This window comes from Candidatus Limimorpha avicola, assembly GCF_056978975.1.
Map to the genome: position 1 here is coordinate 1 of NZ_DBMCYK010000009.1, position 19,234 is coordinate 19,234.

Genomic DNA, 19,234 nt, shown 5'->3' on the forward strand with positions numbered 1-19,234 from the left:
CGGAAACAGATAAAAAACTGGTACAGATAGCAAATACCTTTTGCAGTGAAAATTTCATAAACACCAAAACAAAAAATTTTCTTGGCGATAATTCCGGCACAGGGTGATTATAAAGACAAGATGCATGAAATGTTGAAAAAAACAGGAAATGTATCCTGAATGTATCCATAAATCGAAGATATGTATCCTAAATGTATCCATAAATCAGAAACGTGTATCCTGAATGTATCCTGTCATATAAATCAAACAAGTTTAGTGTTGGCTGAAAAAATGAATAAAATTTAATGGATTTTTTAAATTGGTATTATCCGATAAAAATATGAGAAATAAGAATCAAGGTGCGAAATATCATAAATAAATTCAAGCCATTGGATTAACATTGCATTACTGTCGGATGTGTTATAATAAATCATTGAATATCAATATAGAAACATAAAACATCTTACTGTTTGGTTTATTGGAATGTAAATCTGATTTTTAAAGTATGAAAATGGAACTTATAAGTTTTATAAGTCTTAATGAAAAAACATCTTATTTTCTTGACATGATGTAAAAATTGTATTAAAATTGCAAAGAAGAATAAATACCGAATCGCACATGAAAACTAAACGGAAATACATTCTGTAAAGTCTCCGCAATAAAAATTGTGTCGCCGTTTGTGGAGACGGTGACAAACAATAAGTGAAGCAAAAAGGCAACACAATGAAAACCAAAACCGTTTCACTAAAAAACATAGTGAAGGATTGAGAAACGGAATGACAAATATGAAATTATTGAAACTAAACAAATTGAACAAAATAAGCGAAGAACAAAAAATACCGTAATGTGGTGGAGATAGTGTTAACCCTGGATATTATGTTTGTGGCTGTTGCCATGCAGATTAAGGAGTTTCTGTTTTTCTACCTTCAGTCGAATAAATAACATTCTTAATTATTTACATATATGAGAAACATATTAATATTAGCAATTATACTGTTATGTTCTATAACGACATTCAGCCAGGAATATGTAGATCCGGAATATAACAAAGTTTTGGATACAAGTCGTTATGTCATTACTTATGAAGCAATTATGACACAAGATTCATTAAACCCAGATGAAAAAGAATATGACAGGATTATTTTAGAAATAGGCAACAATCTTTCAAGGTCGTATAGTTATCGTCTTTTTCAATATGACTCTCTTTGCAAAACTTATTTTGACAAAGGGAGAAATGAATACCCATCTCCGAGACTTCTAATCCTGCCGGTTGATGTTTACAAGTATTTCTTTGAAAATAAGATGGTTGTATTGCACAGAACACCGTTAATAGGACCTATTATACAATATAGTGAAGAAAAAAATCTGTTCAAGTGGGAAATGACCGATGAAAAGAAAGATATAATAGGTTTTGTATGTACCAAAGCCATCTGTGAATTTCGAGGCAGGAACTGGACAGTCTGGTTTACAACGGAATTGCCTGTTTCGGACGGACCTTGGAAATTCAACGGACTTCCCGGACTTATTCTTAAAGCCGAAGATGATAAAGGGCATTATTCTTTTGTTTGCATTGGAATAAACAACACGAAAAGCCCAATAGTCATTATGGATAAATATACATACGAGAAAGAATCCCGTAAAACAGTTATGGAATTTGAGCAATTATATTATGAAGCTCAATATGATTATTTTAGAAAAATTAATCCGGGATACCCACTCATGAGAAAAAATCCTAAGACAAAATCATTTGAAGAAGTTGTAGATTCAGAAAAAGGTCCTTCGAGTCCTTATAACCCTATAGAATTGGAATAATTATGCGACACCAACAATATCTGAATGCACAACAGATAAAATCTGCACTTGCCAATTCTCCGCAACTTACTTTTGAAGTTGCGGATGCCAGCAGTCCCAGATGTGAATATTGTTCCTGCGGCAGAACGTTTATCGACTATATGGCAACATTATGGGATTCCATAAACAGTCATTGGTAGAAATAACTTTTTAAATTTCATTGAAAATTCTATGTAATGAAATCAAAACTGATCTAATTATGAAGAGGCAATTCTTTCTTATATTATCACTGTTTTTAGCATCAAACTGTTTCTCTCAGACACGTGTTTCAGGTATTGTAAAAAACGAAAAGGGAGACCCGGTCTTCAACGCATCCGTAATTCTGATGCGGAGCACTGACAGCCTTACCGTTGCATTTGCCTTTACCGATGATGAAGGGTTTTACGAAATATTTACCAAATCCGAAGCGGAGAAAATGTTGCTCTCTGTTTATGGATTCAATGTCAAAAAACAGACGAAACTAATCGACAATGTCAGTCAAACCGTTGATTTTGTGGTTAAAGAAGAAGCAATACTTTTACAGGAAGTCAGCATTAAGTCAGAAAAGATATGGGAAAACAACGACACCATTTCATATCTCGTTTCGGCATTCCGCGATACCACCGATGTCGTCATCGCCGACGTCCTGAAAAAGATGCCCGGCATTGAAGTGGATGATGACGGCAAGATAGAATACAAGGGGAAGCCCATATCCAAGTTTTATATAGAAAACATGGACATGCTACAGGGACGTTACAACTTAGCGACACAAAATATATCGGCAACCGACGTTGCTACGGTGCAAGTACTTGAAAATCACCAGCCTGTCAAGGCATTGAGCAATATCGATATTGCTGATGATGCGGCAATAAACATCAAGTTGAAGCCGGGCTCAAAAGGTACTTTCGCCCTTACAGCCGACGTTGGAGTGGGATACGACGAGAACCTTCTTTGGGACGGCAAACTCGCCGGCATGTACTTCGGAAAACGACAACAATATCTGTCAACACTAAATGCCAACAACAGCGGCTACCGTCTCACCGACAACCGGAATATCACGGTGAGGCCTTTTGCCTCCATAATAAAACCGTCCATGCCGACAATAAACGAGAGAAGCCGTACCTTCAACAACTCGTATGGTTTTACTTTCAATACTTTACAGAAAATGAAAAACGATGCCGAGTTGTCGGTGAATGCCCTTTACGGCGGAGATGAGATAAAGAAATCGAGTTTCTCGCAGACCACATATTTCGTTCCGCAATCTGATTCCATCAATCTGTCGGAAGACATGAACTCCATGGAAATGACGCATAACTTCGAGGCAGGAATCAACTATGTCCTAAATAAGGAAAAGGATTATTTGGGAATAAATTTCTTGGCGGCAGGCAGCAACGTCAACGACAGCAGCAATATAATGCGTGATTATTTGGTACGACAGAATCAATCGTATCAGGCTATAAGCACGAAATTGGATTTGCGTTGGGTGAGAAGAAACAGGAATGACTCCGGAAAAGGTATCGAAATAGAATCCAAGAACTCATACGGAACGTTGCCTTATTCTTCGGGAGCAAGACCCGGCTCATTTCCCGACATCCTCAATGACAGTGTGAATTACGCCCTTACAAATCAGGATATCAATCTTACTTCTCTCAAGAGTTACAATGTATTAAGGTTTCTGTCGCTTTTCGTCTGGAAAAGATTCACCTTATTCCCGACTGCAACTTTCAGTCTTGAACGTCAGAGACTTGGAAGCACGCTTGACCTCACCGACAACGGCGGAAACACTTTCACTCTTGAAGAACCGCAATACGGCAACGACATCCTTTGGCTGAAATTACAGCCGGCTATAGGACTTACTTTCGATTATAGGAGTCTCAGGATAAAAAGCCAGCTGTATATTCCGGTACAGTTGCGATACATAGATTTCATCGACGATCGAAATGACAACTCATACAACAACATTAAAGTCCTGTCACAACCTTCTTTCTCGTTCAAGTATAAGATGAATCACCGTTTCGATATTTCTGTCAACAGCTTCATATACAATTCGACGCCTTCACTTCAGACACTTTACTCCGGTTATATCTTACGGGATTACAGGACATTGGCGCGTTATGACAGCCGTCTTGCCGACACATGGGGTAATTCTTCATCGCTGAAACTCACTTATGACAACATCTTCAAATATTTGGTTTGTGACGCCTCTGTCAACTACAACCGATACAAAAATGAAGTGATGTATGCACAGAATTTCGAAGGCGATATGTTAATAATCAACGCGGTGGAGAAAGAAAGCACCGGCGACTATCTTTCATTTTCGCTTTATGCGGGAAAAGGCTTCGAATGGCATAATCTCAATATCAACGCGAAATGCTCGTATGGCTATGGAAGGACGCCTCAACTTGTTGAAGATAAGGTGGCTACATATTTTAACAGAGGATGGAATGCCAATGTCACGGCGTCTTTAAGAATCACCGAGCGTATCATCTTTTCCAACAAAGGCAGCTGGAGCAGGATGATATCTAAGTTGGAAGGACAGACCTCGAATCAGAAACCCATCATCAGCTTCATCGACCAGGCTAATATTGATTTCATTCTGCCGTTTGGCATTTCTGTCGGTTCTTCATTGGAATATTATCATACCTCCGGAATGGGGAGACGTCAGGATTTCGGGCTTCTCGACTGTAACATATCATACACCTATAAGAGAGTCAGATTCATACTCGATTGTCAAAATATTCTCAATACCAAGAATTTTGTTTATTCTTATTATTCGGATATTTACGGTTATTATTCCGAATATTCAATACGTCCGAGGTCAGTCATGCTGACGGCTAAATTTAAGGTTTTGTAAAAATTGTGCCATATTTTTGAAATTATTGTTTTTAATGCAGATAAAATCAGATATGATATAGTGATTATTCAATAAACTAACCTGAAACATTCAGAAAAGAACTATTTTATCATTGATTTCCGATATTATGTCTTGAAAATTAAATTTATATGTCAGTAAATCATGCAGAAGGTATATATTATGATTTTATATTGATAATCAATAATTTATTATAATTTTTCGGATTCAAAAGACGTATTATGATATTGGTGTTTAGATTATTATTTTTTTTATAGATACAATGGAACAATTTTTACCTGACAGCAATGATATAAATTGAGATGAAAGGTATGTAATGTGCTGGTTGTAACAAGAGTTTTTAACATCATTTGGTATAATTTTTGATAATTTGATTATAGAGAAACATAATAAATAAGCGTGGAACTGAATGAGAAGTAATAGAAAATGTAATAATGATATAATTTGACTGATGATATTAAGTATATTCCGACTAATAAAGGATGCACAAGTGATAATTCATGTTCTATGGTTTGGTATTATCCATATACATGCCTTTGCGAAGTTAATTTCGCAGAAGCTATCACTTAAATTCCCATAATTATAAATGAAAGATTTCATGAAATCACTAAATAATATTTGATATGTACAAAATCCTGATTATTATATGGTTATTCCTCATGCCTTTTAGCTGTCTTTTCGGGCAGGCCGGACAAAAGTGGATGATGAACGTTCTTGTTTGCGACTCTTTACAGAATCCCATCCCTGACGTGGGAATCTATGATACAAAAGACAATATCCGCGGTGTCACAAACCGCAACGGTTTGGCTCAGGTTTATACCAAACAGGGCGAGAGACTCTATTTCAGCCACTTGGCGTATAACAAACAGCCTTTTCGCGTGGACAAGCGGAAAATGGTTGACATTGAAGACATGAAGAATTTTATTGTGGTGACGCTTAAAGCCAAAACGATTTATCTGCCGGATGTGGAGATAGTTGTGAACGCACCACATTTGGCATACGAAAATAAGATGGTTTGGGTTGTTGACTATCAAGTGCGCGAGGACGGAATCTATATGTTGACTTGCAACGGCATGAGATCCAGACTATTGCATCTCGACTTGAATCAAGACACCATCTCATATAAGTCTGTTCCCGTGAAGTTTCAGGAATTGTTCCAAGATGCTTTCGGAAATATTCATCTATTAAGTCAGGACTCTGTATATCAGGTGTATTGCGATGGAAATGAGATGCAATTGCTTTACGGAAACTCTAAAGAGACGTTTGAACAAAAACTGAAGCCTGTGGTAGCCGCGACGGACAGCATCTTGGTGATGGAAGCCAGAAGATATTATGGACAGGAGATAATTTTTCAAGCTGTAAAGCGCGAGGGTGGACAAAAGTTTGTGCTTGCCGATATCAGCGGAAAAACATTGGAGATGGCTAAAAACTGGGATATGGACAATTATCGTGCATCGTTGATGTACGACCCCAATAATCAGCAGGGATATAATATATATAGAGTGGATGCGAGTGGACAAACGGTGAGTAAATTTGATGATATACAAAAACGACTGATGCTCCAAGATGCTTACAGCCCGTTGATTTCTGTCGGAGATGAATTGTATTTGTTTAATTTCTTGAATGACGTGCTTTGTGTGTTTGACCATAACGGACAATTCCAATGTAAATATGACATTGATTTTCATAAGCAAGGCGGCGGTGATAAAAAGATGACTTTCGGCAACTCATGGGATGAGAATTTGATTGTTGACCCGAAGGAAAAGAAAGTTTATGCGCAGTATATCTCAGGCGGCATCGTCACCTTGAAGGAAATCGACTTGAACAGCGGCAGGGTGAAACGTGAAACCCGTCTCACCGACCATAGTTTTCCACAAAACATCCAAGTGTTTGATGGTGAAGTGTATTATCTCTATTTGGACGAACGAAAAGTAGTTGACAGGGATAGAAGAAGCCTTTATAAAATGATGTTGGAATGAAAACTGTGGAAAAATAATATATTTGTAAAAAAGAAATGTTTGAAGCAATTTTTCAGATACATGAAATATTACTATTAAATAAAATATCATGTTCATGGTTGTGACGCCATATTTTTATTATAAGAATTGTCATATCTTAAGTGCATAAAAAAAACAGACTGCCCGCTTTAAACCGAGACAGTCTGAAAAATAAAATAATGTATGAAAAAAATATATATTTATTCTATTAAAATAAAATGTTTTCAGATATTTTAGTTCTTAACGATCTTCTTAACGATAATATTGTTATTGTTACTTATTATTTTGACAAAATATAATCCTTCGGGCAATGCATCAATATTGATGTCTCCCGACTGTTCTTTTCTCAGCACACACTGTCCTACGGCATTGAATATTTCTATATTTCTAATATTATTACCTTTAACAGTTAAAATATTGTGTGCCGGATTGGGATATATCTCACAATTTGCAATGTCATTTTCGTTTATGCTGAAATAATTCTGATTCAGCAATACTTCAACATTTTGTGTTCCTGCTGTCGATGTAATCATAATGTTGGTAGCAGTATAATTTTTGGCAGGTAATATTGCCATCACTTCAAGTTCCAATGAGCTGTTTTGTTCCAATGTAATAGGTAATACTGTCTCAATTGGTTGATTATTGCAAGTAATGGTGAGATATTCGCCCATTGTTTCAGCTATGTCGTTGATTGTAACAGTATTGTAAGTTTCATTGGTTATGGTTAACGGCAGTGTATTGGTGTTATCGAAAATAAGAGAGTTGGGAGACAATGTCAGTAACTCATTGGTATGTTCTTCCATTGTGAAATGATGAGGTTCCAAAGCTCCGAAACTCGGCTGTGTATAACGGTGTCCGGATTCATCTTTTCCGAATACATAATAATCTATCTCTGATAGTCCTTGATAACCTTTGATATATCCGGTATATTCATTAGTACCGGTTTGAGTCATCAAGGCAGTCTGATATGGATTGCCGTCGATGCTATAATAGACCAAGAGGGAGTCTTCTATGAGAGGTTGTCCGCTGTAGGCAATGAATTTGCTCACTATGGCTATGGAATCCTGCCATTCTTGTTCTCCAAACACCACATCTCTGTGGTCTATGAAGAGCATGTCGAAGTCAGCGACACCGCGTGTACGACAATGCAAGGCATCGGTATTTTCCCATGATATCATGTAATCGTCGTTGGTGAATCCAATAACCTCGTAGCCTGGCATAGCTTCGCGATAAACGGCAAGGGCATTCTCATTATAAGTGGTGTTGGAACCTATGGGAACCAATACTTTATTATTCAAGATGAGACTGTTTGTATAAGGGGCGACAGTATAATTGCCGGGTACATCGACACGATAGACATTATAAGGATAACCCCATGAGCAGTTGGTAGTTGCGAAATAGTTGGCTACCTCTTCGTAATCATCATAACGTGGGTCGCTTTCCGGCACTCTTGCTATGAGTATCTTGTCCGGTGCGAGGAATTTGCCCCAACAGTCTATGTGTTTTATATAGTCTCCCAATGGGTCAATGGTGATATGGTAAGGGTCTATTCCGAGAAAGTCTCTCATCAGTTCTCTCACTGTCGTCTCGTTGGAGTTTTCATCAATGACGAGGTCTGTAGAAGCGCCTACACCTCTTCCGTCCTGCATCATGTTACCTCCCGTATGATATACGTTCATGCCGAACAATTCCACTCCCCAATAATCTGCCATTACTTCAGGAATGAGGTTGTCGTTAGGTCTCGGACGGTCGTATGGGAAATCCACCACGGCAGCTTCAAGGTCGTTGAAGATATACCATGGTCCGAAGTCTCTGATCCAATAAGAATCGGTTGTGGCATTGACAAATATGCAGTTATCCATGTTGACATTGTTCGCCGCATATTCTGCTTCTGCCTGTGATTGATAATAATTCGATACTATTGTTATAACTTTGCAGTCTTCCGACATCTCAGCAACTACTTCATAAGGTATTCCCAATGGATATCTTATCATTACAGCCTGCATTGGCTCGAACTCTGCCGGAAATCTGACTTCCCCGGTAGGTGGTTCTGTACTTACAAAATTAAGATTCCTGTTCAAAGGAGTGTTCATCTCTTCTTCTGAAAGATAATGCAATTTGCGCCAATCAGGTTTCTTGTCATCTTGTGCCTTGATGAGATTTAAAAATATAAGATTGATAATCAATGCAAAAAATAGTGTTTTTTTCATAAATAAAAAATTTTCGATTTGCAAAAATACCATTTTGTTTGATATTTACGTTAATTGTGATAAAAAATTGTGAAGTTTATTGTGCCGTTTCAAAGACGTCATTGCATTTTTTGTAATAGCGTTTATGTTGATATGATTGAATAATTTGTAACTTTGCAAGGTTAAAAATAAATTCTGAATTTTTGTTTACCTATGGTTTTTAAAAGAATACTGTTGTTTTTTCTTGTGCTGTCGTTTGTATCATGTTCTACGATAACGGAATTTGTGAATAAAAGTAAGAATAATAATGTAGAAGTGAAAAATGAGGTGACGGAAGATGTCATTTCAGATGAAGTGTTTGTTGTTGATAATGATGCTTTCATTGACACCTTGGATTATGATGACTATTATGAGTCGCAATTGACAGAATATGATTTTGATACCATTGAAGATGTTAATGAAGACAGCATTATGGTGATGATACAGGAACGTTTCGATGCTGAAAATTCTGGCGAGGCTATTGTGGAAGATGCCGATGTTATGATGGATATGATGGATACTCTCAATATTATTCCATATTTTGTAAAAAACAGTGTCGTAACTGAGAATGCTTACGGTTATGCTCCGAATTTTGTACCCACTTTTCCGGACAGCGTATATGCCAAACGTATTGATTATCTGAGAAGTCAAACGACAATAGATTTGGTTTTCAACAAACATGTAAAATCTTTTATCAATGTATATGCGGTTACAAAGAGGGATAAGACGGAGAGGATACTTGGTCTTGCCGATGTTTATTTCCCATTATTTGAGGAGACGTTGGATAAATACAACATGCCGTTGGAGTTGAAATATCTTGCAGTGGTAGAATCTGCATTGAATCCCACTGCCGGTTCACATGCCGGTGCCAAAGGGTTATGGCAGTTTATGTATAGCACCGGCAAAGTATATGGCTTGAATGTCACTTCTTTAGTCGATGATCGTTTCGACCCTCTAAAAGCTACTGATGCCGCTTGTCGTCATCTGTCAGACCTATATAATATCTTCGATGACTGGTTTCTTGCTTTGGCAGCATATAACTCCGGAACCGGTAATGTCAACAAGGCTATACGCCGCGCCGGTGGCATTAAAAACTACTGGGCTATATGGCCTTATCTCCCTCGTGAGACTCGAGGTTATGTTCCTGCTTTCATTGCAGTTAACTATATCATGAATTATTATCTCGAGCATAATATAAGTCCTCTCGACCCCGGCATTATCAAAACAGGAATAGATACCGTTACAGTACATCAGCCTCTTGCTTTTGACCAGCTTAATGAAATGCTTTCTATCCCTATGGGCGATATTAAATTTTTCAACCCTCAGTATAAAGCCGGCATTATACCGGCTACTGACAAGAACCCATGTATCCTTGTCCTGCCGGTGAAATATGTGGGCGATTATATAGATAATGAGAAACAACTTTATGAGTTCAAAACGAAGAAAGGCATAGATAAAGAGAAACTGCAGGAGGAAATGAAGAAGATAAGCGACAGGAGTGTCCATGTAGTGAAATCTGGAGAAAATCTTGGCTCCATAGCAAGAAGATACCGTGTCAGCGTGAAACAACTGCAGTCGTGGAATAACCTCAAAGGCACTACCATTTATCCCGGACAGAAACTGATAGTTTATAGTTCCGGCGCTCCTATGGCACAGGCCGGTAATTCCTCGCCGGTGTCACGCTCTACTACTCAGAAAATCCATACCGTGAAATCAGGCGAAAACCTCTCTGTGATAGCCCATAAATATAAATGTACCGTTACCAATTTGAAAGACTGGAACAATCTTCGTTCCAATACCATCAAGGTGGGGCAGAAACTGAAAGTTTATCCGCCAGCCGACGAGAATTCTTACAGTTCGACAACAAGAAATGGCGACTATGTGATACATACTGTGAAATCGGGCGAGAACCTCTCCGTGATAGCACAGAAATACAAATGTTCTATATCCGAATTGAAAGATTGGAATGACCTTCGTTCCAATACAATTAAGGTGGGGCAGAAACTCAAGGTTTATTCTGTTGCAAAAAGTTCTTCGGAACCTTCAACTACACAAAGCGGAGGCTATGTCATTTATACAGTCAAAGCCGGTGATAATTTGTGGGATATTGCCAAGAAATTCGACGGCGTCACAGTCGAGGGTTTGAAAAAACTTAATGACTTGAACTCTAAGGGCAGTATCAAAGTAGGACAAAAATTGAAAATTAAAAAAGCAAAATAATAGTATTGTTGTTATTTTATAAATGTTGTTATATGAGAAGATTAGGATATATAATACTTATAATGGCGTCAGTGCTGTTGTCATCTTGTTCCGATGGGATGGGTGACAGATTGCCACGCTCAGTAGGCGGTACCTCCGAGGTGCTTTTTATCACACAGAATAAGGAGCAATGGGAGGGTGCCATGGGGCAGGCAGTTCGCGATTTCTTTGAAAAAGAACAATATGGTCTGCCGCAACCGGAAAAAAATTTCGATGTGGTAAACCTCGAAGTATCTGCTTTCTCCGAAATGTTTCAGAAACACCGCAACCTCATAGTCGGTGCCATAAATAAAGACCTCGACAAGGTTCTCGTAGAGACACAGGATGATTGGAAGTCGGCACCACAATTTGTGATGAGAATAACAGCTCCCGATGTGGATTCTTGGGTCAAGGTGTTCAATATGCAGGCTGAGACGTTGAAAGAAAAATTCGACGAGAATGAGAGAGAACGTTTTATGACTTTTTTCCGTCCCAATGTATCCCCTGCTAACGCAAAAGCTGTCAACAATGCTTTCGGCATCTCCATGCTCGTTCCGGATGGCTTCTTCGTTGCTGTCAATAAAGACAAGTTTATGTGGCTGAGAAGAGAGACTGACGACATGAGCATGGGTCTTCTTATTTATGAGACTCCATACAGGGATACTTCAGACCTTAATCCTCAACATCTCGTGGCAGTCCGTGACTCAGTAGTGAAGAAATATGTTCCCGGTCCTCTCGACGGTACTTATATGACTACAGACAAAAAATATGTTTATCCTGTTTTCGAGGTGCTTCCGGATTTTCCGGCAGGCTATGCCGTGGAAATGCGCGGCTTGTGGAATGTCGTTGGCGACTTCATGGGAGGCCCTTTTGTCTCTTATACCATAGTCAATCCTGAACAGGACAGACTCTTGACAATAGAAGGCTTTGTATATTATCCCAATAAGGAGAAACGCGATGAGTTGCGTAAGTTGGAAAGTGTTATCTACAGCGCCAGATATCCGGATTCCGAAGTCCTCGATGATTCTGATAAAACGGTTGATGCAGATGATTCTAATCCTGATGTCAAAGATGATGACTTGCAGTGATGTCATGGTATGTCAAGTTGATGCTTTCATGCAGATATAATATGATTGTGTTTTGTGATAAAAATGTTTTTTCTTTGTTCTTAAATAATGTGATATGGAATTTTCGGAACTGATAAAGATAAGACAGAGCGACCGTAAATATGAAACGCGTCCTGTTGATAAGGAGTTGGTCATGAAGTGTATCGAGGCAGCACGTCTTGCTCCTTCGGCATGTAACTCGCAACCGTGGAAGTTTGTCGTTGTCGATGACCCGGTTTTACTTAAAGAGATGGCTGATGCTGCACAAGGCATGGGTATGAATAAATTCTCCCATGAGGCGCCTGTCATCGTTGCCGTGGTGCTCGAAAAGATGAATCTGTCAGCAAGTATCGGAAGCGTGATAAAAGACAAAGAATACTCTTTGCTCGATGTTGGTATTGCAGTGGAACATTTTTGTCTTCAAGCTGCCGATCTGGGTCTTGGCACTTGTATCATGGGCTGGTTTAATGAGAAAAAAGTACGGAAAATGCTCGGCATAGGCAGGAAAAGAGTGCCTTTGCTTCTAACTCTTGGTTACCCTGCCTCAGAAACACGTAACAAGATAAGAAAACCTGTTGAGGAAATGTGTAGTTGGAATAAATATTGATATTATATAATTGATAGTCAATATTGAATTGTATATTTTGAGTTGTACAAAAAGACCTGACTCTATTGATAGGTTCGGGTCTTTTTGTATTGGTTTAATGTATTGTGAAGATTTTGTATCCTATATATACAGCCGCCATGCACAACACAAGACTTAATGCTGAATAAAGTATGGAATATGTCATGTTGCCGCTGTCGGCAAGTAGATAATTTTCATTGGCAAAACTCGAAAATGTGGTGAATCCTCCACAAAAGCCTATGGCAAGGAAAGCCCTCATCTCTTCGTTCATAAAAGAATAACGCATGCCTGCCCCACATATCAACCCTATTAATAAACATCCTATGATATTGACAATCATAGTGCCGGTCGGAAAAATGCTTGGGAAAAACCTATATATCTCCCTGCTTAATAGATATCTTGTTATTCCTCCCAAACAACTTCCGCCTCCTACCAACAAAATAGTCTTTATCATAACCTAAAAATTCATGTTTGCAGTAATCTTATAACTGAAATTGTCTCCTGTCTTGTCATATCCATACGGCCCAAAACGGTAATATACTCCAAATCCCAATTTTATAAAATTGACATTCAATATTTTATCTATAATAAGTCCGCTTTCGTAATATCCCTTATCCATACTTTTGAAGATATCGTCATTTATGCCTGTATCTTCAGTCATATCACCCCATCCTATATTGGCAGCTATCGCCAATTCCGGTTGGAATTTCTTTATCTTCATGAAATTTCCGAAGTTATGAGTAAAGAACAGCAATGCAAATCTGTTGCATAAAAATTCGTCGGGTCTCATGGTGGAAAAACTCTCCGGTGCCATGATGTTGAATCCCGCACTCGTTCCGGCAATGTCGTAGTATTCAAACAATGGTGCGATGCCCCATGTCATGCCGCCTTGTATCGTCAACTCCGTCTTTCCCAACACCTTCGATTGCCATTTGCCTCTGAATTGCAACTGTACCTTGTCATAGTTGTATTCACTGCCCATGAAGCCTTTCAGTCCTTTGCTGTACATCAGCCATATCTCCGGCGATGCCTTGCCTTTTGCCTTTAACTGTTTGTTGCTGAATATCAAAACTTCTCCAAAGGCTATCCTTAGTTTCATATCGAGTCTCGCAATACGATAGGTTTTATTTATGTCTGTATTGTCATTAATTAATGAATATCCGCACCTTATTCGCCGGTCTCCTACATTCATTTTGACAAATCCTTTCATAAAATGAGTGATATATGTGGAAAACTCCGCATTTATTCCCGTGTTTAATGTGGTACTTTTTACGAAATAATCTTTAAAAGTAAGATTGTTTAATATTGAGAAGTTGTCATAAAACCCATATTCGCCAAAAGTGTTGAATCTGTGGTCGAATCCCAAGGTGAGTTTTGTGTCGTAAATAGGGATGATGCTGACATGTCCGTTGACACCGTAATTCATCTCTTTGGCACCGAACCAGTATCCGAAGTATGTGTCTAAACCAGCAATCCTGCTCAATTTGTTATTTGTGCCAAAACCTAAACCCAAATAGAGATTGTTGATGATGTCGTATCTTATGACATTGTCCAGTTTTATATTGAAGACGCCGATTGGTATGGATTGATTTTCTATTAGATTCATGGAGGTGTTAAGGATAAGGTCGAGATTTATCCTGTTTGACGTTAACAATGAATCGACGAATGTATAAGTGTTGTTGACTCTTTCGTTGATACTGTCGTTACGGTACAAAGCCCAGAACTCCATATCTTTGTCTCCTGCATCGGGAGATAATGTTATATTGTTGAAATCGAATATCTTATCGCTTATCTCGTTGTTGACTTTTATATCTTTCAGATAACTTTTTCCTATACCTGTCATGAGGATGGTATCGGTTATTGTTTCTTTGGTGACAGAATCATAATTCTGGACGGGTTCTTTTAAGAAAATAATATTGGTATTCAGTTGTTTTGGAAACCAGATACTGTCAGATACACGTTCATAAAGTTGTTGTATCCTGATATCAGCGACTATGTCTGTTTTTATTGGCGAAGCCTTTACGTTGGCAATTGCCCATCCTTTGGAATGTGTCGTTATTATACCTTGTAATCCATTGATGTTGGCATTTTTGCGTGTCTTGAACGAAATTAGGAACACAGTGTCGTTGTCTGTTTCCGGAATTACAGACTCCAAATTAAAGAAATATTTTTTCTTGCTGTCTTTGCTGATGGGATTGAGATAGTCGGTGCCGAAAATGTTGATGTTGTCTTCATAAAATGTAAGACTTTGAATATTGTCAACAAGATAGAAATACATTGGATTGTTTAATCCTGAGATGGTATTAGCCTTGATGATTTTCTTGTTTTTGTTGGGTTTCTTGTGATACTGTTCCGATACCGTTTCCATTACCATTATGTCATTGTTTTTCACCAATTCTTTTATATCAGCAGATATTTTGCTTAAATCAGTGGTGTCTATGGTGATTATGATACGGTCGTACATGGTATAGGAATATGATTCAAGACTGTTGATGTTGTTGCGTTTTCTGTTTTTCACCATGTTGTCTATGATGCGATGCGCAGGATTGTCTTCGGCATAAACTACCACCTCGTCAAGTTCTATGTCCGAGGGAGTCAGTTTTATGACTTTGGTCATGTTGAGTTCTTCTTTTGTCAGAGTCAGTTTCTGATAACCGACAAAAGAAAGTGTAATGCTTTGAATGTCTATGCTATTGCTAATGACAAACTTGCCGTCAATATCGGTGGTCGTGCCCAACTTGCCGTCATCGTTGTATGTAATGTTGACGAATGCTAACGCTTGTTTGTTTTTGCTGTCGATTACCGTTCCCTCATATTGATTTTTTTGTGCATACACTATGTTGATGCATAAAATAAAAATGAGAATGATGATGCCTTTAAATATGTTCATTTTATTTTAGCTTGGGATTGTTGTTATGTCTGTTGCTGTCTCTTGAAGTCTTCTTCTCGAGATTTTTTTCAAGAGCTTCAGTTAGGTTTATGCCTGTCTGGTTGGCAAGACATATCAAGACGAAAAGCACATCAGCCAGCTCATCGGCAAGGTCATGGCTCTTGTCGGATTCCTTGAAAGACTGTTCCCCGTAAACTCTTGCCATTATCCTTGCCACTTCACCGACTTCCTCCATCAGTAAAGCAGTGTTTGTCAGCTCATTGAAATATCTTACTCCTATTGTCTTGATCCAATTATCGACAATTTCCTGTGCTTCTTTGATAGTCATAACAATTGCAATAATTATTTATGCAAAGGTACACAATTTTTATTTTTTGCATGAAATAATGGTTTTTTTATAGAATTTAAAAAAATCTTTGCATCATTGCAACATTTTTAAGACTTTTATAGTCTAATGGCTGAAAATGATAAAAATTAAATGTTAAACTTAAAAATTTTATAAAAATGGGAAATGTAGTAGAAATAATTAGTGTTATAGCTGTTTTTGGTCTCCCGGCATTTATTGTGGCTATAATAATGAAAGTTAAGAACAATAAAATCAAAGCTCAGGAGAAGGTGTTGCTGAAATCGATTGAAATGGGTCAGCCTGTGAATATCGATATGTTTCTTGATGAACAGAATAGAAAATATGAAAAAGGTGGTCTGAAATTGACACTCTTGAGGAAAATACAGTCAGGTATAGCATGTTTTCTGATAGGTCTTTTGTTGCTTGTTTTATGTCTGATCGGTAAAGTTTCATTCAATGAAACAATTATTTTCATGTTGTCCTTTGTGTTCCTTTCTTTAGGCGTGGCTTTTATAGTCTCGTTCTTTATTGGAAGAAAGATGATGGCAAAAGAATTGGCTGAGAATGAGTTGGATACAAAAGAATTGGCAGAGAAACCGGAATGATTTTAAGATAACTGTTAAGTGACAAAGCAACATTTCATAGAGTTGATTACTGCTGAGCAAGGGAGGCTGCGAAGGTTCCTTTGCTCACTGTGTAATGGTGATATGTACAGAGCTGATGACATAGCACAGGAGGCTTTGCTCAAAGCATATATCTCTTTCGAGAAATTCGAGGGCAGAGCGGATTTCTCGACATGGCTGTTCCGTATCGCCCTGAATTGCTTTTACGACGATTCCAAAAGAAAAACATTACAGCTGTCGGATTCGCAGAATTTGTGCGACAGTGATGGCGATAATACGTATAACAGTGATTATGCTTTTGAATATCAGGAATTGTATGAGGCTTTGTCTGACCTTTCATTGGATGAACGTACTGTCATACTTTTGTTTTATATGGAAGATAAATCGATAAAAGACATATCTTCTATTATGAATATGCCTTCCGGTACAGTGAGGTCCCATCTGTCACGAGGGAGAAACCACCTGAGAAAATTTCTCGATAAAAAATTGTGATTATGACGAAAGAAAAGAATATTAAGAAGTTCATGGAGAGAAACAAAATGCCTCTTCCGCAGGAAAAGCCTTTTATGGACGATTTGCTGAAACAAATGTCATTGCTGCCGGTGCCGTCTGCCTTCGATACGGAAAAAGAGCATAATATACGTTGTGTGAATGCTTTTTTGAAGTTGATGAAACGTAACGCTGTCTTCGATACAGTATCGTCGGTGTTGTTACCTGTTATAATAGTGTTGTTGATAGGAATGATGTTTTTGTGGGCACTGCCTTCACTCTGTTCCGCTGTCATCGGCACTTATTTGGAACCTGTATGCTTTTTTGTTGAGAAGTATAAAATTATAATAATATCGGCTTTTGTTTCAATAACTTTGACTGTCAAGATAATGAGGACTTATCTCCCATAGTCGCTTGTGTGGATAATACGATTTTGTTGAACATGTTTTCAATATGAAAACGGTATTTTTTGATATTGTGGCAGTATAATATTTTTGTCATTTTGCCGAAGTTGTTTCTTTAAGCTGTATTTTTGCAAAAAAATAAAAACGTGAAGAATACATTTCCACTTGTGGCAAAGACTATGGCAGGCTTGGAACAAGTCCTTGCTGAAGAATTGGCTCAGCTCGGTGCCGAAAATATCAATGTCCTCAACCGTGCGGTAAGTTTCGAAGGAGACAAGGAGCTTATGTATCGTGCCAATTATTGTCTTCGTACTGCTTTACGTATTTTGAAACCCGTCAGCAATTTTGTCGCACGCGATGAACAGATGTTGTACGACAAAATATTTTCTGTCAAATGGCATGAGATATTCGATATCAGTGACACTTTTGCCGTAGATGCAGTGGTGAGCGGTAAATATTTCACACATTCTCAATATGCGGCGTTGAAAGTGAAAGATGCTGTCGCTGACGAGTTCCGCAGCCGTTTAGGTGCACGTCCTTCTGTGGATGTGGAAAATCCCAATTTCCGTATCAACATACATATAGAAAATGACAAGGTGACGTTGTCATACGACAGTTCTGGCGAGTCCCTGCATAAGAGAGGCTACCGTAAGGCTGTTGACAAAGCTCCTGTCAACGAGGTGCTTGCTGCCGGTCTTGTGAAACTTACCGGCTGGAAATATGACTGTAATTTTATTGATTGTATGTGCGGCTCAGGCACTATCCCAATAGAGGCTGCCATGCAGGCTCTCGCCATCCCGGCAGGTTATTTCCGTAAAAACTTCGGATTTCAATATTGGTCTGACTTCGATGAGAAACTATGGGAAAAGGTACAGTGCGAGGAAAATGACAAGATTAGAGACTTCGACTATTGCATTTATGCCTCCGACCATTCTTCAAAGGCTGTCAGTATAGCACGCTCCAACATACAAAATGCTCATCTGTCGCATGATATTATCCTTTCCAAATGCGATATGCAGGACGTGATGCCGCCGGAGTCTCCGGGCATTATGATTATCAACCCTCCTTATGGAGAACGCCTTGAAGAAGATGACATAGTGTCTCTCTACCGTATGATAGGTGATACCCTGAAGAAAAACTTTGCCGGATATCAGGCTTGGATCATCAGCAGCGACAAACGCCTCCTCAAACTTGTTGGACTGAAACCTTCTAAGAAAATAGAGGTGTATAATGGTCCTCTCGAATGCCGCTTCGTCAAATTTGAAGTGTTTAAAGGTACTTATAAAGATATGAAATCTTCTCAGTGACGATATGATTTTTTTCTCTTGTCTGTTTTTCATGTTTATTGAAATATCTGTTTTTGTTGTCTTTTGAATTGTTGATGTCGGCTATATTTTGTTTATCAAAAAATTACGACAGACTCTATAAGTCTATGACTTTTGTCATGTTGTTTTCTTTAGCTTCTGAAGGAATTATCTTGAAATTGAAAGATGTCAATACTAAAAATATTGTAAATTTGTGACATGAAAATGGTTGTTTATATTATGAGAATACACAAATTTATAAGCATTATTTGTATTGTTTTGATTTTTTTGACTTCTTGCGAT

15 protein-coding genes are annotated in these 19,234 nt (G+C 38.2%); 11 read left to right on the forward strand and 4 right to left on the reverse strand.

Translation table 11 applies throughout. The features are described 5' to 3' along the window. Positions 1–942 precede the first annotated feature (942 nt). The 4 genes from ACZOVS_RS05575 (at position 943) to ACZOVS_RS05590 (ending at position 6,660) form a co-directional block, all read left to right on the forward strand. Positions 943–1,791 carry a GLPGLI family protein gene (locus tag ACZOVS_RS05575; RefSeq protein WP_483996246.1) on the forward strand — a complete coding sequence of 283 codons (849 nt, stop codon included), beginning with the start codon at positions 943–945 and terminating at the stop codon, positions 1,789–1,791. A 2-nt stretch (positions 1,792–1,793) separates the two neighbouring features. Next, entirely contained in the window at positions 1,794–1,970 is a 177-nt protein-coding gene (locus ACZOVS_RS05580; protein WP_483996247.1) for a hypothetical protein, read from the forward strand. Positions 1,971–2,029: 59 nt separating this feature from the next. Continuing rightward, a complete protein-coding gene (locus ACZOVS_RS05585) occupies positions 2,030–4,663 on the forward strand; it encodes a carboxypeptidase-like regulatory domain-containing protein (RefSeq protein WP_483996248.1) in 2,634 nt (877 codons plus the stop codon). A 641-nt stretch (positions 4,664–5,304) separates the two neighbouring features. Next, complete coding sequence (locus tag ACZOVS_RS05590; protein WP_483996249.1) at positions 5,305–6,660, forward strand: hypothetical protein; 1,356 nt, start codon at positions 5,305–5,307, stop codon at positions 6,658–6,660. A 251-nt stretch (positions 6,661–6,911) separates the two neighbouring features. Here the strand turns inward: ACZOVS_RS05590 and ACZOVS_RS05595 are convergent, their stop codons facing one another. Then, the gene (locus ACZOVS_RS05595; RefSeq protein ID WP_483996250.1) at positions 6,912–8,888 is read right to left on the reverse strand and encodes an agmatine deiminase family protein; all 1,977 of its coding nucleotides are present in this window, start codon (positions 8,886–8,888) and stop codon (positions 6,912–6,914) included. A gap of 264 nt (positions 8,889–9,152) precedes the next feature. Here ACZOVS_RS05595 and ACZOVS_RS05600 point away from each other — a divergent pair, with 264 nt between their 5' ends. From ACZOVS_RS05600 to ACZOVS_RS05610, 3 genes are all read left to right on the forward strand, one after another. Continuing rightward, a complete protein-coding gene (locus ACZOVS_RS05600; RefSeq protein WP_483996251.1) occupies positions 9,153–11,126 on the forward strand; it encodes a LysM peptidoglycan-binding domain-containing protein in 1,974 nt (657 codons plus the stop codon). Between the two features lie 32 nt (positions 11,127–11,158). Continuing rightward, positions 11,159–12,232: a DUF4837 family protein gene (locus ACZOVS_RS05605; RefSeq protein ID WP_483996252.1), complete on the forward strand. Its 1,074-nt coding sequence runs from the start codon at positions 11,159–11,161 to the stop codon at positions 12,230–12,232. A 94-nt stretch (positions 12,233–12,326) separates the two neighbouring features. Beyond that, on the forward strand, positions 12,327–12,857 hold the full coding sequence (locus tag ACZOVS_RS05610; protein WP_483996253.1) for a nitroreductase family protein: 531 nt from the start codon (positions 12,327–12,329) through the stop codon (positions 12,855–12,857). Between the two features lie 94 nt (positions 12,858–12,951). On the opposite strand, the gene crcB is transcribed toward ACZOVS_RS05610, so the two are convergent. Genes crcB through ACZOVS_RS05625 form a run of 3 tightly spaced genes read right to left on the reverse strand, consistent with a single transcriptional unit; the run spans position 12,952 to position 16,093 of the window. Next, complete coding sequence (crcB, locus tag ACZOVS_RS05615; protein WP_483996254.1) at positions 12,952–13,329, reverse strand: fluoride efflux transporter CrcB; 378 nt, start codon at positions 13,327–13,329, stop codon at positions 12,952–12,954. Between the two features lie 3 nt (positions 13,330–13,332). After that, positions 13,333–15,765, reverse strand: coding sequence for a DUF5686 and carboxypeptidase-like regulatory domain-containing protein (locus tag ACZOVS_RS05620; protein ID WP_483996255.1), 2,433 nt, complete (start codon positions 15,763–15,765; stop codon positions 13,333–13,335). 1 nt (position 15,766) lies between these two features. After that, positions 15,767–16,093, reverse strand: coding sequence for a nucleotide pyrophosphohydrolase (locus tag ACZOVS_RS05625; RefSeq protein ID WP_483996256.1), 327 nt, complete (start codon positions 16,091–16,093; stop codon positions 15,767–15,769). Positions 16,094–16,269: 176 nt separating this feature from the next. Between ACZOVS_RS05625 and ACZOVS_RS05630 the strand changes: the two genes are divergently transcribed. The 4 genes from ACZOVS_RS05630 to ACZOVS_RS05645 all read left to right on the forward strand — a co-directional run bounded on the left by ACZOVS_RS05630 (position 16,270) and on the right by ACZOVS_RS05645 (position 18,934). Further along, complete coding sequence (locus ACZOVS_RS05630) at positions 16,270–16,716, forward strand: hypothetical protein (RefSeq protein ID WP_483996257.1); 447 nt, start codon at positions 16,270–16,272, stop codon at positions 16,714–16,716. 18 nt (positions 16,717–16,734) lie between these two features. Next, positions 16,735–17,226 (forward strand): RNA polymerase sigma factor, encoded by a 492-nt coding sequence (locus ACZOVS_RS05635; RefSeq protein WP_483996258.1) that lies wholly within the window; start codon positions 16,735–16,737, stop codon positions 17,224–17,226. A gap of 2 nt (positions 17,227–17,228) precedes the next feature. Continuing rightward, a complete protein-coding gene (locus ACZOVS_RS05640; RefSeq protein ID WP_483996259.1) occupies positions 17,229–17,633 on the forward strand; it encodes a hypothetical protein in 405 nt (134 codons plus the stop codon). A gap of 140 nt (positions 17,634–17,773) precedes the next feature. Beyond that, positions 17,774–18,934 (forward strand): THUMP domain-containing class I SAM-dependent RNA methyltransferase, encoded by a 1,161-nt coding sequence (locus tag ACZOVS_RS05645; RefSeq protein ID WP_483996260.1) that lies wholly within the window; start codon positions 17,774–17,776, stop codon positions 18,932–18,934. Positions 18,935–19,234: the final 300 nt, after the last annotated feature.